General features: G+C 70.7%; 18 protein-coding genes. 8 read left to right on the top strand and 10 right to left on the bottom strand.

Features of this window, described 5'->3' with window-relative positions:
* Nucleotides 1-27 precede the first annotated feature (27 nt).
* Nucleotides 28-372, top strand: a complete 345-nt coding sequence (locus tag JYK02_RS06465) for a hypothetical protein (protein WP_014395261.1) — start codon at nucleotides 28-30, stop codon at nucleotides 370-372.
* A 17-nt stretch (nucleotides 373-389) separates the two neighbouring features.
* Here JYK02_RS06465 and JYK02_RS06460 read toward each other — a convergent pair whose 3' ends face one another.
* Complete coding sequence (locus tag JYK02_RS06460; RefSeq protein ID WP_207049630.1) at nucleotides 390-989, bottom strand: RNA methyltransferase; 600 nt, start codon at nucleotides 987-989, stop codon at nucleotides 390-392.
* An 86-nt stretch (nucleotides 990-1,075) separates the two neighbouring features.
* The gene (locus tag JYK02_RS40365) at nucleotides 1,076-2,104 is read right to left on the bottom strand and encodes an AraC family transcriptional regulator (RefSeq protein ID WP_207049628.1); all 1,029 of its coding nucleotides are present in this window, start codon (nucleotides 2,102-2,104) and stop codon (nucleotides 1,076-1,078) included.
* Between the two features lie 131 nt (nucleotides 2,105-2,235).
* Here JYK02_RS40365 and JYK02_RS06450 point away from each other — a divergent pair, with 131 nt between their 5' ends.
* On the top strand, nucleotides 2,236-3,612 hold the full coding sequence (locus tag JYK02_RS06450; protein ID WP_207049625.1) for a cytochrome P450: 1,377 nt from the start codon (nucleotides 2,236-2,238) through the stop codon (nucleotides 3,610-3,612).
* A gap of 94 nt (nucleotides 3,613-3,706) precedes the next feature.
* Here the strand turns inward: JYK02_RS06450 and JYK02_RS06445 are convergent, their stop codons facing one another.
* From JYK02_RS06445 to JYK02_RS06430, 4 genes are read right to left on the bottom strand one after another with little or no spacing between them, the layout of a single operon-like run.
* Entirely contained in the window at nucleotides 3,707-5,209 is a 1,503-nt protein-coding gene (locus JYK02_RS06445) for a DUF4388 domain-containing protein (RefSeq protein ID WP_207049623.1), read from the bottom strand.
* A 24-nt stretch (nucleotides 5,210-5,233) separates the two neighbouring features.
* Nucleotides 5,234-7,084 carry a response regulator gene (locus JYK02_RS06440; protein ID WP_207049621.1) on the bottom strand — a complete coding sequence of 617 codons (1,851 nt, stop codon included), beginning with the start codon at nucleotides 7,082-7,084 and terminating at the stop codon, nucleotides 5,234-5,236.
* A gap of 34 nt (nucleotides 7,085-7,118) precedes the next feature.
* Complete coding sequence (gene dapF / locus JYK02_RS06435; RefSeq protein ID WP_207049619.1) at nucleotides 7,119-7,970, bottom strand: diaminopimelate epimerase; 852 nt, start codon at nucleotides 7,968-7,970, stop codon at nucleotides 7,119-7,121.
* 24 nt (nucleotides 7,971-7,994) lie between these two features.
* Nucleotides 7,995-14,357: a methyltransferase domain-containing protein gene (locus tag JYK02_RS06430; RefSeq protein WP_207049617.1), complete on the bottom strand. Its 6,363-nt coding sequence runs from the start codon at nucleotides 14,355-14,357 to the stop codon at nucleotides 7,995-7,997.
* Nucleotides 14,358-14,485: 128 nt separating this feature from the next.
* Here JYK02_RS06430 and JYK02_RS06425 point away from each other — a divergent pair, with 128 nt between their 5' ends.
* The 3 genes from JYK02_RS06425 (at nucleotide 14,486) to JYK02_RS06415 (ending at nucleotide 19,224) form a co-directional block, all read left to right on the top strand.
* A complete protein-coding gene (locus JYK02_RS06425; RefSeq protein WP_207049615.1) occupies nucleotides 14,486-15,262 on the top strand; it encodes an IF-2 protein in 777 nt (258 codons plus the stop codon).
* Between the two features lie 428 nt (nucleotides 15,263-15,690).
* Nucleotides 15,691-18,162: a ribonucleoside-diphosphate reductase subunit alpha gene (locus tag JYK02_RS06420; RefSeq protein WP_431603471.1), complete on the top strand. Its 2,472-nt coding sequence runs from the start codon at nucleotides 15,691-15,693 to the stop codon at nucleotides 18,160-18,162.
* Nucleotides 18,163-18,213: 51 nt separating this feature from the next.
* Nucleotides 18,214-19,224, top strand: a complete 1,011-nt coding sequence (locus JYK02_RS06415) for a ribonucleotide-diphosphate reductase subunit beta (protein WP_207049613.1) — start codon at nucleotides 18,214-18,216, stop codon at nucleotides 19,222-19,224.
* Nucleotides 19,225-19,235: 11 nt separating this feature from the next.
* On the opposite strand, the gene aqpZ is transcribed toward JYK02_RS06415, so the two are convergent.
* From aqpZ to JYK02_RS06395, 4 genes are all read right to left on the bottom strand, one after another.
* On the bottom strand, nucleotides 19,236-20,063 hold the full coding sequence (aqpZ, locus tag JYK02_RS06410; protein ID WP_207049611.1) for an aquaporin Z: 828 nt from the start codon (nucleotides 20,061-20,063) through the stop codon (nucleotides 19,236-19,238).
* A 147-nt stretch (nucleotides 20,064-20,210) separates the two neighbouring features.
* Nucleotides 20,211-20,747, bottom strand: coding sequence for a hypoxanthine phosphoribosyltransferase (gene hpt / locus JYK02_RS06405; RefSeq protein ID WP_207049610.1), 537 nt, complete (start codon nucleotides 20,745-20,747; stop codon nucleotides 20,211-20,213).
* A gap of 12 nt (nucleotides 20,748-20,759) precedes the next feature.
* Nucleotides 20,760-21,575: a uracil phosphoribosyltransferase gene (locus JYK02_RS06400; RefSeq protein WP_207049599.1), complete on the bottom strand. Its 816-nt coding sequence runs from the start codon at nucleotides 21,573-21,575 to the stop codon at nucleotides 20,760-20,762.
* Nucleotides 21,576-21,610: 35 nt separating this feature from the next.
* Nucleotides 21,611-22,210, bottom strand: a complete 600-nt coding sequence (locus tag JYK02_RS06395) for a thymidine kinase (protein WP_120524751.1) — start codon at nucleotides 22,208-22,210, stop codon at nucleotides 21,611-21,613.
* 257 nt (nucleotides 22,211-22,467) lie between these two features.
* On the opposite strand from JYK02_RS06395, the gene JYK02_RS06390 reads away from it, so the two are divergent.
* From JYK02_RS06390 to JYK02_RS06380, 3 genes are all read left to right on the top strand, one after another.
* Nucleotides 22,468-22,779, top strand: coding sequence for a DUF5658 family protein (locus tag JYK02_RS06390; RefSeq protein ID WP_242588474.1), 312 nt, complete (start codon nucleotides 22,468-22,470; stop codon nucleotides 22,777-22,779).
* A 116-nt stretch (nucleotides 22,780-22,895) separates the two neighbouring features.
* The gene (gene spoVG / locus JYK02_RS06385) at nucleotides 22,896-23,195 is read left to right on the top strand and encodes a septation regulator SpoVG (protein WP_014395244.1); all 300 of its coding nucleotides are present in this window, start codon (nucleotides 22,896-22,898) and stop codon (nucleotides 23,193-23,195) included.
* A 42-nt stretch (nucleotides 23,196-23,237) separates the two neighbouring features.
* A complete protein-coding gene (locus JYK02_RS06380) occupies nucleotides 23,238-24,191 on the top strand; it encodes a ribose-phosphate pyrophosphokinase (protein WP_207049595.1) in 954 nt (317 codons plus the stop codon).
* The last annotated feature ends 148 nt before the right edge of the window (nucleotides 24,192-24,339 follow it).

The raw sequence follows: 24,339 nt of genomic DNA, 5'->3' as shown, positions 1-24,339 counted from the left end.
GGTACCGGATGTTATCGTTCTCCGTCGATGGACCCTTTCGTGCGCCGCCTCGTGGAGAGGCTTCATGATCCCAGCCGGCCGCTGTCGCGGAACCGGCACTTCCACACGTTCGACACCCCCGAGGGTCGAATGGCGCTGAAGGTGTTCCGCCGTCTGCGCAGCCTCCAGCAGGACATCCTCGCCTGCCACAAGGAGGGCCGCCGCGCCCGCATCTCGCGGCAGGTCAACCCGGATGGCGACCACCGCATCGAGCTGTGGATGGAGCGCGTCGCCGGACGCCGCGTGTCCATGCTCCAGCCCGCGGAGTACGAGCTGCTCGCCCGGCTGCCGGGCGTGAGGGACGCGCTGGAGATCCTCGACGAAGCGGCCTGAGGCCCCGGCGCGCGTCTTCAGAACACCCAGGGCCCCAGTCCCGTGGGCGCCCCGTCACACGCCGCCCGCAGCCGCGCCTGGGCGTCCTCGTAGGAGAGCCGGGCCGCGTCCGCCTTGAGCGTCACGGAGGCCCAGTCCCGCCACGAGCGCAGCACCGCGACGTGGCGTCCGTCCTCGTCCTGCGCCTCGGAGAAGTGCACCAGCAGACGCTCCTCCAGGGCCTCGCGGGCCTTGGTCCACGGCCCTTCCTTGTCCAGCTGGACGCGCTTGTCGCGCTCCACGGTGGACAGCAGCGCGCGGGCGTCCAGGGACAGCCCCTGGAGGGACGGGCGGCGGCGCGCGGGCTCCATGGCGACGCGGTAGACGGCGGGCCACAGCGTGGGGTCCACGAAGGCGACCTTGCCCTCCACGAGCCGCACCGCGAGCACGTCCTTCGACGCGCGCAGCATGCGTCCCAGCCGGTACGCGAGGCGCCCCTTCGCATGGTCCCGCCAGCTGCCGGTGGGCCGGCCACCCATGACCTGTTCGACGAGGGACGTGGGCCCGTGCGTGGGCACCTCGGTGATGACGTGGCGCGTGCGCACCAGCTCCTCCGCGTCCCTCAGCGTCTTGATCATCCGTGTTCCCCTCTCCGGTGCGGCCGTGTGCCGCGCCCATGGAGAAAACATTCCGCGCCGGGGGTGGATTCCGGAGCCTGCTCCCCTCACGGCTTCGGAGCCTGTCCCTGCTGCCACTGCCCCGGCGTCGTCCCGCTCCAGCGGCGGAAGGCCCGGGTGAAGGCGCTGGCGTCGCTGAAGCCCAGGAGGAAGGCGATCTCGAAGTGGGGCAGCTGTCCGTCGCGCAGCAACTGGAAGGCGCGGTCGCGGCGCACGGCGTCCTCCAGGCCCGCGAACGTGACGCCCTCCTCCCGCAGGCGGCGCTGGAGCGTGCGCTCACTCACCGCGAGCCGCGCCGCGACGTCCACGGGGACCAGGTCCCCCGTGCGGGGCTGGGCCGCCAGCACCTCCTCCACGCGCTCGCGCCAGGAGCGGACCTCGTGGGCCTCCAGCAGGGCCAGCTCCGCCTCCGCGCGGGCGTGGAGCAGGTTGCCCAGCTCGATGTCCGCGTGACGGATGGGGAGCTTCGCGGCGGCCTCGTCGCCCTGCACCAGGTTGGCGCTCGCGTCGTATTCGATGCCGACGCCGAGGAAGGCCTCCACGCTTGAGGAGGCCGCATGGCGCGGGTGCGTGACGCAGACGCGCGTGGGGCGCCAGTCCTCGCCGCTGAGCGCGCGGCCACTGGCCACCAGCGCCACGAGCAGCCCCTCCACCGGGTGCTTCAGGCGCGAGGCCCATTCGTCCTGTGGGTCCAGCGCCAGCTCCACGCGCAGCACTCCGGGCAGCACGCTGACGCGCCACCGCGTGCGCGGATCCAGCAGCGCGTGGATGCGGCAATAGCGCTGGAGGGAGGTGCGCAGGTCGGGGCTGTTGACCAGCACGTAGCCCACGAGCCCCACGTGGGTGGGCTCCAGGGCCTGCGCGAGCCGCACGGCCAGCGGCTCCGAGCCGCCGACTTCGACGAGCAGGGTCCACACGCGCTGGAGCGCCGCGTAGGGCAGCCGCACGTCCGGACGCGCGAGCAGGGCTTCGTCCACGCCCACCGCCTCGAGCAGCCGCGCACGGGCGATGCCCAGCGATGCGCCCACCTGGAACAGGGGGCGGAACAGCGAGGACTGGAGCGTCTGTGGACGCATCGCGGGCCAGCATGGCCCGGGGCCCCTCGGCTCGCAATGTGCCGTGGCGCCCGCGGACAATGTGTTGGCGCCGCGGGACCATGCACCCCGGGCGCCGGGGCGCGATACCTCCCTCCAGGAGGAAGCGCCCCATGACCACCGCCGCCGCCACCGTTGCTGTCACCCGTGAGCCTCCGGGCCCCCGGGGCCACCTGCTCATGGGCATCCTGCCCGACGTGCGCCGCGACATCCTGGGCTGCTTGAGAGGGCTCCATCGCCAGTACGGCGACGTGGTGCGCTACCGGCTGGGGCCGCTGCGCTCGCACCTGGTCGCGCATCCGGACGCCGTGAAGCACGTGTTGCAGGACCACGTGAAGAACTACACGAAGGACCACCTGTCGTACCGCATGGCCCGGTGGATCACCGGCGACGGCCTGCTCACGAGTACGGGGGACTTCTGGCTCCGGCAGCGGCGGCTGGCCCAGCCCGCCTTCCACCGGCAGCGCATCGCGGGCATGGCGGCGGGCATGGTGCGGCAGACGGAAGCGATGCTCCAGCGCTGGGACGGGGCCGCCGCCAACGGGACGCCCGTGGGCGTCAACGGGGAGATGATGCGGCTGACGCTCGCCGTGGTTGGGGAGGCCCTCTTCGGCACGTCGGTGGAGGCCCAGGCCGCGCAGGTCGGCGAGGCCTTCACCGAGCTCAGCCAGCAGATCGCCGAGCGGTTCCGCACCTTCCGCATGCTGCCGCCCGTGCTGCCCACGCGCTACGACCGGGCCTTCCGGAGCGCGCGCGGAACACTGCTGGGAACGGTGCAGGGAATCATCGCGGCGCGTCGCCAGCGCGGTGAGGACACCGGCGACCTGCTGTCGATGTTGATGCTCGCGCGCGACGAGGACACGGGCGAGGGCATGACGGACGAGCAACTGGGCAGCGAGGTGATGACGATGCTGCTCGCCGGTCACGAGACGACGGCCACGTCGCTGAGCTGGGTGTGGGGGCTGCTGTCGAAGCACCCGGAGGTGGAGGCCCGGCTGCACGCGGAGCTGGACGCGGTGCTGGGGGGACGCGCGCCCACGGTGGAGGACGTGCCGAAGCTCACGTACACGAAGCAGGTGGTGGAGGAGGCGATGCGGCTGTACCCCGCGGGGGTCATCTTCAGCCGCACCGTGAAGGAGGACGACGTCATCGGAGGCTTCCGCATCCCGAAGGGAAGCGCGGTCGACGTGAGCCCCTACGTCACGCACCGCCACCCGGACTTCTGGGATGAGCCAGAGGCCTTCCGTCCGGAGCGCTTCGCCCCCGAGGCCGCCGCGAAGCGCCACCGCTTCGCGTACTTCCCCTTCAGCGGCGGACCGAGGCAGTGCATCGGCAACAGCTTCGCGATGATGGAGACGCAGCTCGTGCTGGCCACCGTGGCCCAGCGCTACCGCCTGCGCGAAGCGCCCGGCTTCACGCTGGACCCGGACTCGCACCTGACGCTGCGGCCGAAGGGCGCGCTGCCCATGTACCTGGAGCGCCGGACCTGAACGTTCAGTGCGGCGTCTACAGGTGCGGCTTCACCTGACGCTGCGGCCTAAGGCCGCGCGCTCCTGATGTCCCTGGAGCAGCGCACCTGAACTCTCATTGGGGCGGCGTGACGGAGGCGCGCTGCACTTGCGTGACGCCGGGCAGCGTGGGCGCGGGGTTGAGCGCCTGGACCAGCATGGCTCGCAGCGCTTCCGTGAGGTCTTCCCCCGGCGCTATCACGCCGGCCGGTGCGCCCTGCAACGGTGCCGGCACCTCCGTGCCCACCACCACGATGGGGATGCGGACCTCCCAGGCGAGATAGTGCGCCAGCCGCACCGCCGGCTCCGAGTTGTCCATCAAGAGCGCGCCAATCGCCCCCGCGCTGAACGGACGCCACAGCGGCCGCGCGGCCTCCGCGGGCGGCAGCACGCAGAAGTCCACGTTCAGCACGTCGCTCAGCTCCAGGCGTCCCAGCGTTCCGAAGCCGCTCTTCACCGCGGTGGGATCCGCCGACATCGCCTCCAGCCCGGGCACCCGCGCCAGGATTCGCCGCGCCGCGGACGAACCACTGCCGCAAACGAAGACCTTCGCCGTCGCCACCTTCGCCAGCGTCCGCGTGCGCAACAGGCGCCCGCGCAGCGCGTGCACCTCCGCCGCGCCGATGAGGTCGCCCGCGCCCAGGTTCTGGCCTTCGCTCTCCGTCGGCCGCGCCACGCCCTTCTGGAGCAGCGTGGACAGCACGCCCAGCACCTCCATGTCCGTCGCGGGCGCCAGGTCCAGCACCTCGCCCAGCGCGCGCGGCTGGCGCAAGAGCTCCATCACCTGCGCCGTCACCGGGTGCTGCTCCTCGGACAGGTCCACCTCCGGCGCCAGCATCAGCCGCGTGTGGCGCGGCGGCAGGCCCGGCAACAGGCGGTTCACCTCGTCCGACTGGCGCATGCCCTCCAGCAGCGCGTCGTCCATCGCGCGGTTGATGCGCGGCCTCGCGGCGCTGGTGCCAGGGGTGAACGTGAAGTTGCCCTCCGTCCACGCCAGGAGCCGGAACAGCGCCTTCTCCCCTTCCACCCTCCCCAACCGCGCATTCACCGTGCGCCCGTCGGAGACGGTGATTTCGCCGCGCTCCGAGCCGCGCTCCAGCGCCAGGCGCCCGTTGCGCTTGTTCATGCCCAGAATCTGCATGAGGTCCGGGATGCTCAGCTGGCTGAGCGAGCCTTCAATCTCCTGCTGCTCGCTCTTGAGGTCCTTGGCCGCTTCGTTGCGCCGGAAGATGTGCTCGATGCGGCTGAGCACCTCGTCCAGGTTGAACGGCTTGCGCAGCGTGCCGTCCCGCATGCCCCGCGCCCGGTCCGTGTCCAGGCTGGACGTGGTGAGCACCACCGGGATGTCTTCCGTGCGCGGGTTGGTGCGAAGAATCTGCACGAACGTGCGCGCGTCCAGCAGCCGGCACGCCTCGTCGAAGAGCGTCAGGTCCGGGTGCCGGAGCACCGCGACCTCCAGCGCTCGCGAGCCATCCGGCGCGTAGTGCACCTGATAGCCCTTCGTGCGCAGCGCCCGCGACAGGGCGCGCACGGAGTCGAGGTCGGGGTCGGCGATGAGGATCTTCCGCACCTGGGCCAAGGTCGCTTGCTCCGCTTCGTGACGTCAGTAGGGCTGCAGGTCGTATTCAGCCTGCAGCTTGGAGATGAGCCCGTCCACCACCGCGGTGTCCGAGGTGTGGAACCCCCACGTCGCGCCCCGCCCCCGCCGCTGGATGAGCGCGTACGACGCGCTCTCCGACAGCCAGAGGATGAACTCGTGGCGCGCCACTCGCTCATCCCCTTCCAGGAACACCGGCGTGAGCGCCGCGTGCGACTCCAGGTCCACGCGCCGGCCCAGCAGGTAGATGCGCGAGGACAGGTCCGGCGGCGCCTGCTCCAGCCCCACCGCCAGCGGCAGGTCCGCGCGGATCTCCGGGCCGCCCACGTAGAGCAGCCCGCGCGAGCCCGGGTCGCGCACCAGCTCCCGGGCGATCTCCACCTGGAGTTCGTCGAAGAGCACGTCCGCCACCTTGCCCCGGCGGCTGGGCTCGGCGCGGTCATCCGTGGGCAGGCGCGGGCTGTTGGGTGTGCCCAGCAGCAGATCCACTTCGTCCCAGAACGGCAGCCCGTCCAGCATCAGCCGGCGCTGGAGCGACGCGCGGCGCTCGTCCATGCGGCGGCGGCAGCGGTGCACCAGCTCGTCGAAGTCCTCGCCGTCCTTGGGGAACGTGCTGGCCCCGCCCACCAGCGCGAGCGGCAGGCGCTGCTCCACGTCCTGCACGTCCGGCTCATCCCGCACGGCGGCCACGGCGCGGCGCACGAACATCATCGCGCCGAAGAAGTCCGTCTCCGGCAGGAGGAGGTAGAACTCCTGGTCGCTCGCCTTCGCGATGACGTCCGAGTCGCGGATGATCTTGCTAAGCGCCTTGATGATGCCGCGCACCGCCTTCTTCGCGTCCTGCGCGCCCAGCCGCACGCGCACCAGCGGCAGGTTGTCGATGCTGAAGGTCAGGAGCGAGAACGTGCGCCCGTACCTGCGCGCCTTGTAGATCTCCTTGGACGCGTAGTCGGTGAAGTAGCTGAGGTTGTACGCGGCGGTGTCGCGGTCGCGCAGGCCCAGGCGCTGGAGCGCCATCAGCTTGCGGCCGTTCTTCACGCCCACCGCCGCGAAGTCCGCCAGCACCTTCGCGTCTCGCGTGTGCTCCAGCCGGAAGTCGCCGGTGAGCGGATCCGACAGCTGCGCCAGGCCCATCACCTCACCGGACGCCACCAGCGGCACGTACAGCACCGGGGAGCGCTCGTCGCGCGCGAGCCACGGTGCGGCTTCACGCAGGCGCAACGACAGCGGGCCCTCCGGGCTCATCTTCTCCGGCAGGAACTGCTTGTCGAGCAGGCCCCGGTACGAGCGCAGCGCCAGGTCTCCCCGGTCGTCCACCACCCACAGCGCGGCGCTCTGCGCGTCGCACACCGCGCCCAGGTCCGCGATGACGCGCTCCTGGAGCCATTCCAAATCCGGATGGGAGAGCAGCTCCAGGCAGCGCTGCTGGAGGTTGTGGAAGCGGGCGAACTCCAGGTTCTCGTCCTGGAGCCGCGCGCGCTCGTGGCGCAGCTGGGCGCGCTCCATGGCGCGGTCCACCGCGAGCAGCAGGTCCGCCTCCTCGATGGGCTTGGTGAGGCAGTCCGCCACGCCCAGGCGCAGCGCCACCTCCGAGCCCTGCACGTCGTCGCGCGTGCTGACGAGGATGACCTCCTGCTCGGGGTCGCGCTCGCGCAGGCGCGCGGTGAGCGCGAAGCCGTCCACGCCGGGCATCACCACGTCGGTGAGCACCAGGTCGAACGTCGCCCGGGCCACCTCTTCGAGGGCGAGGGTGGCGTTCTCCACCGCCACCACGCGGTGCCCGCGGCGGGACAGCAGGTCCGTGGCGAGGTTTCGGAAGAACAGGTCGTCGTCGACGACGAGGATGGGACCGGCCACGGCGCTCGGGGGGCGAAGGGAGGAAAAGCGAAGGTTATCGGGCCCTTGGAAGCGCGACAACGCCTTCGAAGACGGAGGCCACCGGGCCCCGGAGCCGGATGTCGGACAGGTCGGCCGGAACGCGGATGCGCAGGTCGCCGCCCGGCAGGGTGACGCGCAGCCAGGCGTTCGAGGGAAGGCGCTTCGCCAGCACCGCCGCCACCGCGGACGCGCACGCGCCCGTGCCGCAGGCCTGGGTGAGGCCGCAGCCCCGCTCCCAGACGACGACGGTGAGGCCGTCCTCGTCCACGCGGACGAACTCCACGTTGGTGCGGTCCGGGAAGGCCGGGTGCCGCTCCAGGGTGGGGCCCAGGCGCTCGGCGGCCTCCAGGGGTTGATCCAGGAGCACCAGGTGCGGGTTGCCCATGTTCACCGCGGTGCCCCGCAGGTCCTCGTGGCCGGGCACGGGGGCGTTGACGAAAGGCTCTCCCGTGGCCCCGGAGGGCAGGTTCGCGGCCACCAGCCGGGCCGGGCCCATGGAGATGTCCACGCCCACCACGCCGCCGTCGCCGTAGCCGGGCTCGCAGGTGAGCACGCCCGCCCCGGTCTCCACGTCGATGACCGCGGGGTGCTGGCCAGAGTGGTCCACCAGATACTTCACCGCACAGCGCAGGCCGTTGCCGCACATCTCCGCGATGCTGCCGTCGGCGTTGTGGACGACCATGCGGGCAAGGCCGCGGGACGACGGGAGGAGGGCGAGCACCCCGTCCGCGCCGATGCCCCGGCGCCGGTCACACAGCCAGCGGGACTGCTCCGCGTCGATGTCCACGCCCGTGCGGCGGCGGTCCAGGACCACGAAGTCGTTGCCCAGCCCGTGGTACTTGAAGATGCGTTCTCTTGCGTCCACGGGGGCAAGTGTAGACGGCGGCGTTTATTCGCGCTCGCCGACCTTCTTGGGCGGGGACGGAACGTCCAGTGCTGGCATGGCGCGACGGGAGGCGCCGGGGGTGGCGGGGGCGCTGGCGCGGCGCAGCTCGGCCAGTTCGGCCTCCCGGGCGGCGAGCTGGTCCTGCATCTTCTCCACGTGGGCCTGGAGGACCTCCATCTCCGCGGCCATCTCCAGGACGTCCTCCGGGGGCGGGGCGGCGGAGGACTTGGCGTCCTCCAGGGCCTGGACCAGGGTCTCGCGTTCGGTTTCGAGCGCTTCCAGCCGGGCCTGCTGTTCGCGGATCCGCGCGGCGAGCTGGTCGCGTTCAGCGCGCTCGGCGTCCAGGATGCGCACGGCATCCGCGGCGGCGGTCTCCAGGGAGCTGGCACGGCCCTCCAGGCGGACGCGGGCGGCACGGGCGACGGTGAGGTCGGACTGGAGGCGCTCGCGTTCGGAGGCCATGGCGGTGCGCTCGGCGTCCGCGCGGCGGGCCTGGGCTTCGGCGTCGGCGGCGGCCTGGGTCAGGGCGGCGACGCGGGACTCCAGCGCGGCCTGCTCGGTCCGGGCTTCTTCGAGCGCGGCAACGAGGCGGGCCTCCATGGCGGCGAGGGATTCGCGGGTCAGTTCAGCGGACTGCTGGAGGCGGGCTTCGAGCTCGGCCTGTGCCGTCGCGGCGCGCGCTTCGGCTTCGGCGAGCCGGGCGTCGCGTTCAGCGCTCGAGGAGTCGGCTTGCGCGGTGAGGTCCGCGAGGCGCGCTTCGAGCTCGGCCCGCTCCGCGGCGGCCCGGGCGGTGACGTCCGCGAGCTGGGCCTCGATGGAGGACTTCTCCTCGCGGGCTTGTTCGGTGAGTTCGGCGAGGCGGGCTTCCAGCTCGGCCCGGTCCGTCCCGGCCTGCGCGGACAGTTCCGCGAGCCGAACCTGAAGCTCCGCCCTCTCGGTGGAGAGGGTGGAGAGCCGGGCTTCCAGTTCGGTCCGCTCCTGCTCCGCGCGCGCGGTGAGGTCCGCGAGCTGTCCTTCCAGCGTGGACGTGCGCTCGTTCCCGGTCTCCGTGAGCCGGGCCGTCTCCGCGCGCGCGGTCTCCAGCTCGGCGCGCAGCGCCTCCAGCGCGGCCTCCAGGTTCGTGGCCTTGCCCGCGAAGCGGCGCGCGGTCTCCAGCTGCACCACGAGCACCTCCGCGTGCTCGCGCGTCGCGGCGAGCCGGTCGCTGGCGTCCACCAACTCCGCCTCCAGCCGGCCCACCTGCTGGCTCCGCTCATGCAGCGCGGCGTGTGCCCGTTGCAGCTCGGAGCCCAGGCGCATCAGCTCCTGGTGCGCGGCACCCAACCGGGCCGTCTCCGCGCGCAGGGCCGCCAGCTCCTGCTCCTTCACGCCCAACTGCGCGCGCAGTTCGTCCAGGTCCTGCTGCTGGCGCTCGGTCCGGGAGAGCGCGCCTTCCAGCTGCGCCTCCATGGAGACACGCAGGGCACTGGCCTCGCGCAGCTCCTGCTCGCGTGTCGTCAGGGACTCCATGAGACGCGCGGCCTGGGCTTCGGCCTCGCGTGCCGCGTCCTGCGACTGTGAGCCCGCGGCGAGACGGGCCTCCGCCTGCGCCAGCGAGTCCTCCAGCGCGCTGAGGTTCGAGGTTTCGGCGGCGAGCCGGAACTCCACTTCCGTGAGCGAGGCTTCCAGCTCAACGCGGCGGGACGTCTCGGAGGCAGCGCGCTTCTCCGCGTCCGCCAGTGCCTGCTCCAACGTGGAGAGGCGGGCCTCGGCTTCCTTCAACGAAGCTTCCAGCTCCGAGCGGTGCGTGGACTCCGCGGCCTGCCGGGACTCAGCCTCCGCGAGCGATGCCTCGAGTTCGGCACGCCGTGCGGACGCAGCGGCCTGCTGGGACTCCGCCTCCGTGAGCGCCGCTTCCAGTTCGGAGCGACGAGAGGACTCCGCGGCAAGCCGGGCCTCGGCCTCCGCGAGCGTCTGGGCCAGCGACGCCTGCCGTGCGGTATCCGTGGACTGCCGGGACTCCGCCTCCGCCACCTTCATGGCGAAGCGTTCCGTCTCCGTGGCAAGCCGCGCCTCGGCCTCCGTCAGGGCCTGTTCCAGCGAGAGCACGCGCGAAGCTTCGGCGGCATGACGAGCCTCCGCCTCCTCCAGGGCTTGTCCCAGCAAGCTCGCGCGCGAAGTTTCGACGGAATATTGAGCATCCGCCTCCTTCAGGGCCTGCTCCAACAAGAATGCTCGCGAGGTCTCGACCGCGAGCGCCTGCTGTATCGGGGAGAGGATTGCGGCCTGCTCGGTGTAGCGGGACTCGGTCTCAGACAGCGATGCTTCCACTTCCGCGAGCCGGGCCTGGACCGCGTCCTTCGCCTGCTCCGCCGCGGACAGGCGCTCACGCTGCGCCACGGACGCCGCGCGCAGGGTCTCCAGCTCCGAGCGAAGCGCGGCCTCGTTCGTACGAGCGTCATCCAGCGAGGACAACGCCTCCACCTCGGACCGCCGCGCTTCCGTCAGCTCCGCGCGCAGCTCGCGCACCGTCGCGTCCTGGGCGGCCTGCGACTGCTGCACGTCCGCCAGTGCCGCACGCGCCTCTTCCAGCACTGTCGCCTGCGACTGCCGCAACTCCAGCAACGCGGCCTCGTTCGTGCGCTGCGCTTCGGTGAAGGCGGCCTGGACCTCGGAGAGGGTCTGGCGCGTGTGTTCGAACGCGGCCTCGGTGGACAGCCGCGCGGCACGTGCCGCCGACAGGTCCCCTTCCAGCTGGGTCCGGGCTTCCAGCGCGGCGACCCGCGAGGCTTCGGCCCGAGCACGCTCCGCTTCCAGCGCTGAAGCGGATTCCGTCTGGAGCTGGGCGAACGCCGCCTCCAGCCGGACCCGCTGCGCACGCTCCTCCTCCAGGACGGTGCGAGCCACGCCCAGCGCGGCATCCAGCCGCAGCCGGTCCGCCTCCAGCGCGCTCTGCGCCTCGTTCCACGAGGACTCGGAGCCTTCCAACCGGGCACGCAGGGCCCGCTCGGCGTCGAGCGACGCCTGCAGGTTCGCGAGCGCCACCTGCGCGCGGGCCTGCTGCTCGCGCTCCGACAACAGCTGCGCCTGGGTGTCGGCGAGCAACGCCTCCCAGCGAGCCGCCCGCTCCTGCTCGGTGATCAGGGACTCGCGTGCCGCTTCGAGTTCCGCCTGGGTCGAAGCGCGGGCCTTCTGCTCCCGCGACAGGTCCTCCTGGATGAGCGCCGCCAGGGCTTCCGAATCGGTCAGTTCCTGCCGCAGCGTGCGGAGCGTGGCCTCCAGCTCCGTGTTGCGAGCCTCGGCGGCCTCGCGGGCCTGGTTCGACTCCGCGAGCCGGGCTCCGTGTTCCCAGATCTCACGGGCCAGGGTGTCACGGGCCTCGGCGCGGGCCTGTTCGACCGCGGCCTCGAGGGCCTCCGTGGCACGAACCTCCGCCTCCGTGAGCCGGGCCTCCGCCTCGGCGCGCACGCTGGCGAGCACCTGCTCCGTCTGGCCACTCGACTCTGCGCGGGCTTCGGCGAGAGCACGGGCCACCCGGGCCTCGGCCTCGGCGCGAGCCTGGGCTTCCATCTCCGCACGCGAATCCGCGAGGGTCTGGGCCGCGCGGGCTTCAGCTTCCGCCAACCGGCGGGCAAGGACCGCGTCGGCCTCGGCACGAACCTCGGCGAGCATCCGCGCCGCGCGGAGCTCGGCCTCCTCCAACTGCCGGACCCGCTCGGCCTCGGCTTCGGCGCGGGCATCCTCAAGGGCCTGGAGCCGCTGGGCCTCTGCCTCCGCGCGCGCTTCAGAGAGCGCCTGCGCCGCGCGGGCCTCCACGTCCGCCAGGTGCCGGCTGCGTTGAGCCGAAGCACTCGCGCGAACCTCGGCAAGGGCCTGTTCCCGCTCGGCCGCCGCGTCCGCCAGCGCCTTCGCCAACAGCGCATCCGCCTCAGCCCGGGCTTCAGTCAGCGCCTGCGCCGCTTCCGCCACCGCGCGCGCGACACGCGCATCCGCGTCAGCCCGGGCCGCATCCAGCGCCTGGACCGCTTCCGCCAACGCCAGTTCGACACGAGCATCCGAGTCGGTCCGGACTTCGGTCAGCGCCTGCGCGGCTTCCGCCTTCGCACGCGCAACGCGCGCATCCGCATCAGTCCGGGCTTCAGCCAGCGCCTGCGTCGCGTCCGCCTGCGCGCGCTCAACGCGCGCATCCGCATCGGCCTGGACTTCAATCAGAGCCTGCGCGGCTTCCGCCTTCGCACGCTCGACACGCGCATCCGCATCAGCCCGAGCGGCCTCCAGGGCCTGCGCCGCCTCACGCGCATCCGCCAACGCACGCTCGACACGAACATCCGCGTCGGACCGGTTCGTCTCCAGCGCCTGCGCTGCTTCCGCCAACGCACGCTCGACACGCGCATCCGCATCAGCCCGGGCCGACTCCAACGCCTGCGCGACCCGCGCCTCCTCCTGCTCGCGGGCCTCCGCCAGCGCCCGAGCGAGCCGCGCCTCCTCCTGCTCGCGGGCCTCCGCCAGCGCCCGCTCCTGGCGCGAATCCGCGTCGGAGTGCGCGGCGGCCAGCGCGTTCGTCACCCGCTCGTCGGCTTCCGCGCGGGCCTGGGCCAGCGCATCCTCCAGCCGCGCCTGCGCCTGGGCCCGCTCCGCGTCGATGGCCTGGACGAGCGCCGCCTCCACCCGGACGCGCTCCGTCTCCGCCGCCGCCAGCCGCTGCCCCGCCGCGTGCTGCGCGGACTCGACCCGCTGCTGCTCCGCCTCCAGCGTCTCCAGCCGCAGCCTGGCCGCGTGGAGCTCCTCCTCCAGCCGCGCCGCCAGCGCCCGCGCCGCCGACTCGGACTGCGCGCGCCCTTCCAGCTCCTGCCGCAGCCGGCCTTCCGCCTCGCGCGCCGCGGTGAGCTCCGTCTCCAGGCCGCGCAGCAGCGACTCGCGCTCCGACAGCCGCGCCTCCGCGTCCTTGCGCGCCCCTTCCGCGGAGTGCATCCGCTGCTGGGCCTCGGCGAACTCGCGGCGAGCCCGCGCCAACTCCGCCTCCTTCACCGGCACCGCGTCGCCCGCCGTCCGCGCCGACTCCTGCGCGCGCGCCAGCTCCGCCTTCAGGTGCTCCACCGCCGCGAGCGCCGTCGAGTACTGCTCCGCGATGCGCAGCTCCCGCTCGCGAGCCGCCTCCGCCTGCCGGCGCCGGTCCTCCGCCCCGTCCTGCGCCCGCTCCGCCGCCAGCCGGTCCCGCTCCCGGTCCACGCGCAGCGCGCCCAGTTCGTCCTGCAGCGTGCGCACGTCCGTGTACGCCTGGGTCAGCCGCTCGCGCGTCTCGTCCAGCGTCGCCGCCGTCTCCTCGCGCCGCGCCCGCTCCAGCCGCAGCGACTCCTGCGCCGCCAGCACCTGCACGCCCGCGTCCGCCTGCGCCCGCTGCGCCGCCTCCACCTCCAGGCGCTGCGCCGTCAGCCGCTTGTCCGCGTCGGCGATCCGCTCCGTCGCGACCTGCAGCTCCAGCTCGCGCCGCCGCAGCCGGCTGCTCAGGTCGTCCCGCTCGCGCGCGGACTCCACCGTGCCCCGCGCCTGCTCCAGCTGCGCGGTCAGCCGCGCCATGTCCTGCCGCGCACCCTCCAGCGCGGGCTTGAGCGCGACCACTTCCGCCTCGCGGTCACCAATCTCCGCGCGGAGCTTGGACACCGCCTCCTTCAGCCGCCCTGCCCGCTCCTCCCAGGTCTTCGCCCGGGCCGCGACCTCGTCCAGCTTGCCTCGCGTGAACGCCAGCGGCTCCGGCGGCAGCTGCACCCACGTCGGGTCCACCACCCGCGCCGGCTCCAGGCCCGCCATCACCACGAAGTACGCCGCCTCGCTGTGCCGCACCAGCGAGCCGTCCACCTGCAACCCCTCGCCCTTCTCGAACGCGAGCTGGTAGCCCAGCACCGGCGACTGCGTGGCCACCTCCACATGCGGGAAGTGCGCGCTCAGCGCGTCCAGCAGCTGCCCGTACGTGGGCGGCACCGTCTCTTCGGGATCCACCAGCTGCGGCAGCGCCAGCCCCGCGATGTTGCGCAGGCCGCCGACGAGGAAGCCCTGCCGGGCCACCAGCCGCGCCAGCTCCGCCAGCAGCTCCGGCGCGCGCACGTAGGGCGCCAGGTCCGTCACCAGCACCAGGTCGAAGCTGCCGGCCTCCAGGTCGTCATAGACGTTGGCGCGGAAGCGCAGCTGCGGGTGCGCATGGGCCTTCTGCGCCGCCTCCACCGCCGCCACGTCCGCGTCGCACGCCACCACGGTGCGAGCACCCCGCTCGACGAGAAAGCGCGCGCTCTCGCCGCCCGTGGACGACACGGCGTCGACCTCGAGCACGCGTCGGCGCGCGAACAGGCTCTCCGCGAAGATGTAGCGGGGCAGCAGTTCGCTGGGCCCCATGCGACGAAAGGTGGGTTGCAAATGATGTTCCCGAGGGGGCGAGAACTGTAGCGTTGGAGTCCCAGAAGACCCAATTTCAGGGCCAGACCCTCACGGGCCCACGCCCGACCGACCGGAGAGCAGGCGACATGACCACCCATTCACCGCAGGGATTCGGCTACCGGGCCCGCCGCACCTTCACCCGACTGCTCGTCTTCCTCGTCATCCTGGGCCTGGGTGGCGGCGTCGTCTTCCTCCTGGGCCAACTCAACGCCCGCACCTTCACCGTCGTGCAGGAGAACGACGAGCTGGTGGTGATGAAGGGCCGCGCCATGCCCACGGGCGCCGCCGCCTACCGCCCGGGCGACCCGCGCCTCGCGGACACCTACGCCCCCATCCCCCTGGAGGGCCAGGACGTCACCCTGCTGACGCAGCAGAAGTTCACCGACCGCGACGACCTGGACCGCGCCCTCTTCCCCCTGCTGGAGACCCTGGCCCGCCCGCGCATCGCGTCCGGCGAGCCCCCCAAGGTGGAGCGCGGCCTCTACTACCTGCGCCGCGCGGAGAAGCTCTCCGGCATCACGGAGGAGCAGCGCCGCAGCCTCCAGTCCATGCTCACCGACGTCGCCTTCTACCAGGCCCGCCAGAAGCTGGAGGACGCCCGCCGCCTGGTGTCGGAGGGGCTGGCCCAGCTCAAGCTCGCCGCGGAGACGGAGAACCGCCACGCCCGCGCCGCCAACCAGATGCTCACCACCGTGGGCCCCACCGCCCGGAACCTGGAGGAGGCCCTGCGCCGCGCCGTCCACACCGAGAGCGCCCCGGACAACAGCCCTGTAGCACCGGGCCCGAGCAACACCCCTGTAGCACCGGCCCCCGCCACGCCTCCGTCAGGCGCCCCAACCCCCGACGCGGGCCTCGCGCCCTGATCTTGGGGGGTTGGATGACCCCATGAAAAAGACGGTCACGGGCGGCCTTTTCCGGCCGTGTAAATGTCCGCCGGAGGACGGCCCGAAAAGTGTCGGTGAGTGATCATAGATTGCAATGATCGATCCGACCCTGGGGGCAGGTTTACACAGGATCTAGCGTTGACACACCAGGGGACCCCCCATAGCTTGGGTCTCCTCTGTTGCTCGCCCGCCACCCCGGGGGCACGTTCCCGAAACCCGGAGGCTCGTGTGGTTTTCTTGCCTGACACACACATTCGCCTCACAATTCGCTACATGTCGGGTTGTTGCCGCCAAGCCCGCGGGTCCTGATCGGAAGTAGTCCCTCCCTGTCATCTCCGAAGCCGTCACCCACGGGGTCAGTCCGCCCTGGTGGCTACGCCATTGCCTTGCCCGGAAGTGAGACGCCCGTGACCGTCCAGACGCCCCTGAAGCCGAACGTCGTCGCCTCTCCGCCCCCTGACTCCGCCACCGTGGCGCCCGCCACGCAGGCCTCGTCGGCGCCCGGTGATTTCGCCACCACGATGCGGGTGAAGAAGCGCAACGGCACGGCGGAGCCGGTGGACCTCAACAAGATCGTCCGCGCGGTGGGCAAGTCCTGCGTGGGCCTGTCACGCGTGGACGTGATGCGCGTGGCCACCAAGACCATCAGCGGCCTGTACGACGGCGCCACCACGCGCGAGCTGGACAGCCTGTCCATCCAGACCGCCGCGGCGCTCATCGTGGAGGAGCCCGAGTACGCCCGGCTCTCCGCGCGCCTGCTCTCCACCTTCATCCAGAAGGAGGTCAGCAACCAGGACATCCAGTCCTTCAGCCAGTCCGTCGCCGCCGGCCACAAGCACGGCCTCATCGCGGACCGCCTGCTCACCTTCGTCCAGGCCAACGCGCGCAAGCTCAACGCCGCCATCGACCCGGTCCGCAACGACCTGTTCGAGTACTTCGGCCTGCGCACCGTCTACGACCGCTACCTCCTCAAGAACCCGCAGACGCGCGAAGTCATCGAGACGCCGCAGGACTTCTTCCTGCGCGTGGCGTGCGCCCTGTCCGGCGACAACGCGCGCGAGGCCATCGAGCTCTACCGCCTGTTCAGCTCGCTGGAGTACCTGCCCAGCTCCCCCACCCTGTTCAACTCCGGCACCCGCCACGAGCAGCTCTCCAGCTGCTTCCTGCTGGACTCGCCGGCGGACGAGCTGGACGCCATCTACAAGAAGTACTCGGACATCGCGATGCTGTCGAAGTTCAGCGGCGGCATCGGCGTGGCGTACCACCGCGTGCGCGCTCGCGGGTCGCTGATCAAGTCCACCAACGGCCACTCCAACGGCATCGTCCCGTGGCTCAAGACGCTGGACGCGTCCGTGGCGGCGGTGAACCAGGGCGGCAAGCGCAAGGGCGCGTGCTGCGTGTACCTGGAGACGTGGCACGCGGACATCGAGGACTTCCTCGAGCTGCGTGACAACACCGGCGACGAGGCCCGCCGCGCGCACAACCTCAACCTGGCCAACTGGGTGCCGGACCTCTTCATGCGCCGCGTGGAGGCGGACCAGGAGTGGAGCCTCTTCGACCCGAAGGCCACGCCCCACCTCACCGACCTCTTCGGCGAGGCCTTCGAGAAGGCCTACGTGGAGGCCGAGGCCCAGGGCCAGGCCGTGCGCAAGGTGAAGGCGCGCGACCTGTACGCCCGGATGATGAAGGTGCTGGCCCAGACGGGCAACGGCTGGATGACCTTCAAGGACATCTGCAACCGCAAGAGCAACCAGACGGGCCAGCCGGGCAACGTCATCCACCTGTCCAACCTCTGCACCGAAATCCTGGAGGTCACGAGCCAGGGTGAGACGGCGGTGTGCAACCTGGGCTCGCTCAACCTGGGCCGCATGGTGAAGGACGGGAAGTTCGACTTCGACCTGCTGCGCTCCAACGCGATGCTCGCGCTCAAGCAGTTGGATCGCGTCATCGACCTCAACTACTACCCCATCCCCACCGCCGCGGACTCCAACCGCCGCTGGCGCCCGGTGGGCCTGGGCCTGATGGGCCTCCAGGACGTCTTCTTCCAGCTGCGCATGCCCTTCGATTCCGTGGAGGCGCGCAACCTGTCCAAGAAGATCTCCGAGGAGATCTACTACGCGGCGCTCGTCACCTCCTCCGACCTGGCGGAGCAGTTCGGCGCGCACCCGTCCTTCCCGGAGACGCGCGCGGCCAAGGGCGAGCTGCAGTTCGACAGCTGGGGCATCGTCCCGGAGGACACGCTGCGCTGGGACGCGCTGCGCTCGCGCATCATGAAGGTGGGCCTGCGCAACTCGCTGATGATCGCCATCGCGCCCACGGCCACCATCGCGTCCATCGCGGGCTGCTACGAGTGCATCGAGCCGCAGGTGTCCAACCTCTTCAAGCGCGAGACGCTGTCCGGTGACTTCCTCCAGGTGAACCGCTACCTGGTGCGCGACCTGCAGCAGCTGGGGCTCTGGAACGAGAACACCCGCAACCGCATCAAGCTGGCCGAAGGCAGCGTGCAGGACCTCACGGAGCTGCCGGAGGAGCTGCGCGCCATCTACCGCACCGCGTGGGAGGTCCCCATGCGCGCCCTCATCGACATGGGCGCGGACCGCGGCGCCTTCATCGACCAGAGCCAGTCGCTCAACCTCTTCGTGGAGACGCCCAACATCGGGAAGCTGTCCTCGATGTACTTCTACGCATGGCAGAAGGGGCTGAAGACGACGTACTACCTGCGCTCGCGCCCGGCGACCCGCATCGCCAAGGCCACCGTGGGCCAGGGCGGCCCGACGATTTCCGCCGCGCCCGCGCCGGTGTCGCAGGTGGTCACCGCGGAGGCTGAAGCGGTGGCGTGCTCGCTGGAGAACCCCGAGGCGTGCGAGGCGTGCCAGTAGCCCTGGCCGTCTCCCCCACCCGTCCTTCGTCTGTAAGGGAGTGCTGAAGAAATGCTGCTCGATCCGGGAATGAACCTGACGCTGCGCCCCATGGCGTATCCCGTCTTCTTCGAGATGTACCGCAACGCCATCAAGAACACCTGGACGGTGGAGGAGATCGACTTCTCCACGGACCTGGTGGACCTGCGCTCGAAGATGACGGACGCGGAGCGTCACCTCATCCACCGGCTGGTGGCCTTCTTCGCCACGGGCGACTCCATCGTCGGCAACAACCTGGTGCTCAACCTCTACAAGCACCTGAACGCGCCGGAAGCGCGCATGTACCTGTCGCGCCAGCTCTATGAGGAGGCCCTGCACGTCCAGTTCTACCTGACGCTGCTGGACACCTACGTGCCGGACCCGGCCGAGCGCGCCAAGGCCTTCGCGGCGGTGGACAACATCCCGTCCATCCAGCGCAAGGCGCGCTTCTGCATGAAGTGGATGGACAGCATCCAGGCGGTGGACCAGGTCCGCTCCAAGTCGGACCGCCGCCAGTTCCTGCTCAACCTCATCTGCTTCGCGGGCTGCATCGAAGGCCTCTTCTTCTTCGCGGCCTTCGCGTACGTGTACTTCCTGCGCAGCAAGGGGCTGCTCAACGGCCTGGCCGCGGGCACCAACTGGGTGTTCCGTGACGAGTCCGCCCACATGGCCTTCGCCTTCGAGGCCATCAAGACGGCGCGCAAGGAGGAGCCGGACCTCTTCGACGCGAGCCTGGAGAAGGACGTCGTGCAGATGATGCGCGACGCGGTGGAGTGCGAGACGCAGTTCGCCCAGGACCTGCTGAGCGGCGGCGTGATGGGCCTGTCCGTGCAGGAGATGCGCGGCTACCTGGAGTACGTGGCCGACCAGCGCCTCCAGATGCTGGGCATGGCCCCCATCTTCCACACGAAGAACCCGCTGCACTTCATGGACCTGCAGGACGTGCAGGAGCTCACCAACTTCTTCGAGCGCCGCGTGTCGTCCTACCAGGTGGCCGTGGGCGTGGGCGCCGCCAACGACGTCGTCTTCGACGCCGCCTTCTAGCGCCCCACCCTCTAGACGGGGTGCTCCGCGTCGCGCCGGCCCATGACGCGCTCGCGGCGCTCCTCGTCCGTGGCCTGCTCCGCGCGCGTGGCGGAAATCTGCACCGCCGGCCGGTTCACCAGCCGGTACACGGCGGACGCGAAGGCCGCGCCCAGGAGCGGCGCGATGATGAACATCCACAACTGCCGCAGGGCATCCCCTCCCGCGAACAGCGCCGGCCCCAGGCTGCGCGCCGGGTTCACCGACGTGTTGGTGATGGGGATGCCCACCAGGTGGATGAGCGTCAGCACCAGGCCGATGGCCACGCCCGCGAAGCCCACCGGCGCTCGCGCGTCCGTGGCCCCCAGCACCGTCAGCACCAGCAGGAAGCTGAGCGCCACCTCCGTGAGGAAGGCCGCCCCGCCGCCGTAGCCCTCCGGGGACGAGGCCCCGTAGCCGTTGCTGCCCAGCCCCTCCGCGCCCGCCGAGTACCCACCCGGCGCGCCCCTGGCGATGAGCAGCACCACGCCCGCCGCCACGATGGCGCCCACGCACTGCGCGACGACGTAGCCAGCCACGTGGCGCTTGTCGAACTTGCCCGCCATCAGCAGGCCCACCGTCACGGCCGGGTTCACGTGGCAGCCGGAGATGGGGCCCACCGTGTAGACCATGGCCAGCAGCGACAGCCCGAAGGCGAACGCCACGCCGAGGAAGCCGACGCGCTCGCCCGCCAGCACCGCCGTCCCCACGCCACCGAGCACCAGCACGAACGTGCCGATGGCCTCCGCCAGGTACTTCCGCATCGCCTCCCCACCCGTGGTCGTCGTCGCCCGGGCGGGCCTCACGTTCCCGTCTCGCATGCCCACGCCTCCTCCGTGTTCAGAGGAGGCTGTGCATGCACGCACCCCGTGACGCACGAAGGCCCTGCACACGGCCGCCTTGCGGCGCGTGGACAGGGCCCTCGCAGACTCAAGGCCCCCACCCCGCGGGGTGGGACGCCCGGGCACTCAGACGTGCTTCCAGATGCCGATGAACGGCAGGTTCCGGTACTTCTCGCCGTAGTCCAGGCCGTACCCGACGACGAACTTGTCCTCGATGACGAAGCCCTTGTAGTCGATGTTCACCTTCGTCTTGGCCCGCGCGGGCTTCTCCAGCAGCGAGCAGATCTTCACCGACGCGGGGTGGCGCGCCCGGAGGTTCTCCAGGAGGAAGCTCATGGTGAGCCCCGTGTCGATGATGTCCTCGATGATGAGCAGGTGCTTGCCCGCCATCGGCTTGGACACGTCCGTGGTGATGCGCACCTCGCCCGTGGACTCCGTGCCGCCGTGGTAGCTGGACACGCCCAGGAACTCGAGCGTGAGCGGCAGGTCGATGGCGCGCGCCAGGTCGATGGCGAAGAACGCCGAGCCCTTGAGCACGCAGATGAGCGTGAGCTCCTTGCCCTGGTAGTCGCGGGTGATCTCCGCGCCCAGCTCCTTCACGCGCGCCTGCACGGCCTCCTCGGAGATGAGGACGCCGACATCCTTCTCGTGGAACGTCGTCACCGGGTGCTCCCTCTACACATAGGCGTTGTTCATGATCTCCCCGAAGCCGCCGCCGCCGGGGACAATGTACTGCCGGTCATCCAGGCCCCGCTCCTTTTCCCACAGCAGGCCCGGCGCGGTGCCAAACACCTCCGGCGGGGACAGGCCGCGGTCCAGACGGAGCGCGTAGATGATGACGTCCGGGTGCTCCGTCGTCATCCGCCGCAGGTACTCCGGCGTGACGATGAGGTTGAGCGTGATGATGCGCCGCGCCCGCCCGGGCACCTTCGTCTTGTACAGGGTGATGGCCGTGGACAGGCTGCCGCCCGTGGCCCCCATGGGGTCCGGGAACAGCACGAACGCGTCATCCACGTCCCCGCCAATCTTCGCGCCGCCAATCTCCGAGCCCACCACCGCCTGGGCCGCGTCGATCATCCGGCTCATGATGATGTGGTCCTGGCGCACCAGGGACGGATCCACCGTGAAGTTGAGCAGGTCGTACGTCACCTGCGACGGCAGCGTGCCCGCCCGCGCGATGTTCACCGTCACCACGCGCAGCTGCGGGTCCACCACCTCGCCCTGGTAGATGCCCAGGGGCGTGGAGTCGATCATGCGCGTGGGGAGGGTCACCATCTTGCGCGGGAACTCCGCGTTGATGACCGTCTTCACCAGGTCCGCGTAGAGCTGCTCCACCAGCCGGTTGATCTGCGGCTGGAGCGTCCCCTTGGCGCACAGCGTGGCCAGTTGGGAGAGGAGAAACGGATTACCCACCAGGTGGACGTTGGGCCCATAGTGGTGGGTCATCTCGTTCAACTTGAACGGGACGTTCGCGTACAGGGTGTCACGCATCGGATGGGGCTCCCGCGCCGCTCCTGGGCGGCTCTTCAGTCGAACAGCTTCAGCGTCTGCGGAGGGCTGGCCTCCGCGGGTTCCGCCACGTGACACTTGCGGCAGCGCGGCTCGTAGGCCCCCGCCGCGCCCACCACCACCCGCTCCTCGCTGCCAATGATGCGCTGCGAACGGTTGGCCGGGTTTCCGCACACCGCGCAGATGGCCAGCTCCTTCGTGACGTACTCCGCCACCGCCATCAGCTGGGGCATCGGCTCGAAGGGGCGCCCCTGGTAGTCCTGGTCCAGCCCGGCGCAGATGACGCGGATGCCCCTCTGGGCGAGCGCCTCGCACACCTGCACGACTTCTCCGCCCAGGAACTGCACCTCGTCGATGCCCACCACCTGCGTGTCGGGGGACAGGTGCCGGAAAATTTCTTCAGCCCTCTCGATGGGGAGGGACGTCAATTTCAACTGGGAATGGCTCACCACCTGCGTGTCGTCATAGCGGGTGTCGATGCGCGGCTTGAACACCCGCACCTTCTGCCGGCCGTACAGCGCGCGCTTGACGCGGCGGATCAACTCCTCCGTCTTGCCGGAGAACATCGAGCCGCAGATGACCTCTATCCACCCGATATCTTTGGGGAATTGATGCAAGGGGCACTCGTCGGGAAGGGCGGAAGCGGCGCCAATCTCCGCTGGCCACCCCTTCCCGTCAATTTCGTTTCCGGACAGGCAAGCCCCCACCCGCGCCGCCTGCCCGGCTGCTTCCGGGAAGCCCGGGAAACCCCTGGCAAGGGATTTGAATAGCCCTTCCCCCGGGTAGCACGGACGGGAACCTTCGGGGGTGGCGAGTGGCGGCGACGGCGAACGAGGTGCAGGGCGGGGGTTGGGCGCAGCAGGCTTCTTTCTACATGTCGCCGGCGTCGGTGGCGCTGCTCATGCTGAACCTGCTGGACGGGCTCTTCACCCTGCTCTTCCTGCAGCTGGGGGTGGCGGAGGAGCTCAACCCCGTGATGCGCGTGGCGTACGAGCAGTCCCCGCTGCTCTTCATGTTCAGCAAGCTGCTCATCGTGAACGCGGGGCTGTGCCTGCTGTGCCTGCACCGCCGGCTCAAGGCCAGCCGCTTCGCCATCCGCGCGGGCGCCGTCGTCTACGCCATCATCGTCGTCTACCACCTGGCCTTCCTCGCCCACCTGCTGAGTCACTGGCCCTTCGGGGCATAGCGGCTGACGGGGCAGTGAACGGTCCCCGGTGTGACGGGTAGGAGGTGCTTGCTTTTCACCTCCGGTCTGTCCCAGGCTTCCCCGTAGCTCCGATCTTCCAGTGTTCGGGGGGGGACATGAACATCACCGACGTCCGGGTGTTTCCGGTCGAAGAGGACAAGCTCAAGGCGTACGTCACCATCACCCTGGATCACTGCTTCGTCGTGCGCGACTTGAAGGTGATCCACGGCTCCACCGGGCTCTTCATCGCGATGCCCGCGAAAAAACGGAAGGACGGGACCTACAAGGACATCGCCCATCCGTTGAACGCGGACACGCGCAGCCAGATGGAGCGGGTCATCCTCATTGAGTACGAGAAACACCTTCACCAGGCGCAGAACGGGACGCTCGGTCCCGTGGCCGCGGAACTCGACTAACGAACTTCCCTTCGGGGCGCTCACGGGTTAGTCAGCGCCCCCATGCAGCCGTCGCGTGACTTCAAGGTGTTCGCCGGGAACTCCAACCCGGCGTTGGCGCAGCGCATCTGCCAGTACCTCCAGCGTCCCCTGGGCCAGGCGACGGTGGACACGTTCTCCGACGGGGAGATCCACGTCGAGATCGGCGAGAACGTGCGCGGACAGGACGTGTTCATCGTCCAGTCCACGTGCCCGCCCACGAACCACCACCTGATGGAGCTGCTCATCATGTGCGACGCCCTCAAGCGGGCGAGCGCCGGCTCCATCACGGCCGTGATGCCGTACTACGGCTACGCGCGGCAGGACCGGAAGGTGGCGGCCCGCACGCCCATCACCGCCAAGCTGGTGGCGGACATGCTGGAGGTCGCGGGGGTCAACCGGGTGGTGTCCATGGACATGCACGCCGGGCAGATCCAGGGCTTCTTCAACATGCCCTCGGACCACCTCTACGGCTCGCCGGTGTTCCTGGAGGACATCCGCAAGCGCTTCCCGGAGTCCAGCGAGCTGGTCATCGTCAGCCCGGACGCCGGCGGCGTGGAGCGCGCGCGCGCCTACTCCAAGCGACTGAACACGGGCCTGGCCATCATCGACAAGCGCCGTCCGCGCCCCAACGCCTCGGAGGTGATGAACCTCATTGGCGACGTGAAGGGCAAGGACGCCATCCTCGTGGACGACATGGTGGACACCGCGGGCACGCTCGCGCAGGCGGCCCTGGCGCTGAAGGACAAGGGCGCGCGCCGCGTGGTCGCGTACGCGGTGCACCCCATCCTGTCCGGCCCCGCCATCCAGCGCATCACCGACTCCGTCCTGGAGGAGGTCGTCTTCACGGACACGGTGCCGCTGGCCGCCACCGCCAAGGCCTGCCCGAAGATCCGCGCCCTGCACACCGACGCCCTCTTCGGAGAGGCCATCGCGCGCATCCATCGCGCGGACTCGCTCAGCTCGCTGTTCGTCTGAGCCTGCTTCCAGTCTTCCGAGCTTGCGAGCTTGCGAGCTTGCGGGCCGCCTGGAAGCCGGGCGGCTTGACGAAGGACCCCGGGGGCTGGCATGTCCGGCCCCCTCCACCGGTTCAACGGGCCAGCAAAACGGCCCGGGCGCCGTCTTC

Origin of the sequence: Corallococcus macrosporus (genome assembly GCF_017302985.1) — a bacterium.
Classification (GTDB): Bacteria; Myxococcota; Myxococcia; order Myxococcales; family Myxococcaceae; genus Corallococcus; species Corallococcus macrosporus_A.
This window is presented reverse-complemented; position numbering and strand designations above follow the sequence as displayed.

Coding starts and splice junctions, on each gene's coding strand:
- JYK02_RS06465 (WP_014395261.1), top strand. CDS start 28: ATGGACCCTTTCGTGCGCCGCCTCGTGGAGAGGCTTCATGATCCCAGC.
- JYK02_RS06460 (WP_207049630.1), bottom strand. CDS start 989: ATGATCAAGACGCTGAGGGACGCGGAGGAGCTGGTGCGCACGCGCCAC.
- JYK02_RS40365 (WP_207049628.1), bottom strand. CDS start 2,104: ATGCGTCCACAGACGCTCCAGTCCTCGCTGTTCCGCCCCCTGTTCCAG.
- JYK02_RS06450 (WP_207049625.1), top strand. CDS start 2,236: ATGACCACCGCCGCCGCCACCGTTGCTGTCACCCGTGAGCCTCCGGGC.
- JYK02_RS06430 (WP_207049617.1), bottom strand. CDS start 14,357: ATGGGGCCCAGCGAACTGCTGCCCCGCTACATCTTCGCGGAGAGCCTG.
- JYK02_RS06425 (WP_207049615.1), top strand. CDS start 14,486: ATGACCACCCATTCACCGCAGGGATTCGGCTACCGGGCCCGCCGCACC.
- JYK02_RS06415 (WP_207049613.1), top strand. CDS start 18,214: ATGCTGCTCGATCCGGGAATGAACCTGACGCTGCGCCCCATGGCGTAT.
- aqpZ (WP_207049611.1), bottom strand. CDS start 20,063: ATGCGAGACGGGAACGTGAGGCCCGCCCGGGCGACGACGACCACGGGT.
- JYK02_RS06400 (WP_207049599.1), bottom strand. CDS start 21,575: ATGCGTGACACCCTGTACGCGAACGTCCCGTTCAAGTTGAACGAGATG.
- JYK02_RS06390 (WP_242588474.1), top strand. CDS start 22,468: ATGTCGCCGGCGTCGGTGGCGCTGCTCATGCTGAACCTGCTGGACGGG.
- spoVG (WP_014395244.1), top strand. CDS start 22,896: ATGAACATCACCGACGTCCGGGTGTTTCCGGTCGAAGAGGACAAGCTC.
- JYK02_RS06380 (WP_207049595.1), top strand. CDS start 23,238: ATGCAGCCGTCGCGTGACTTCAAGGTGTTCGCCGGGAACTCCAACCCG.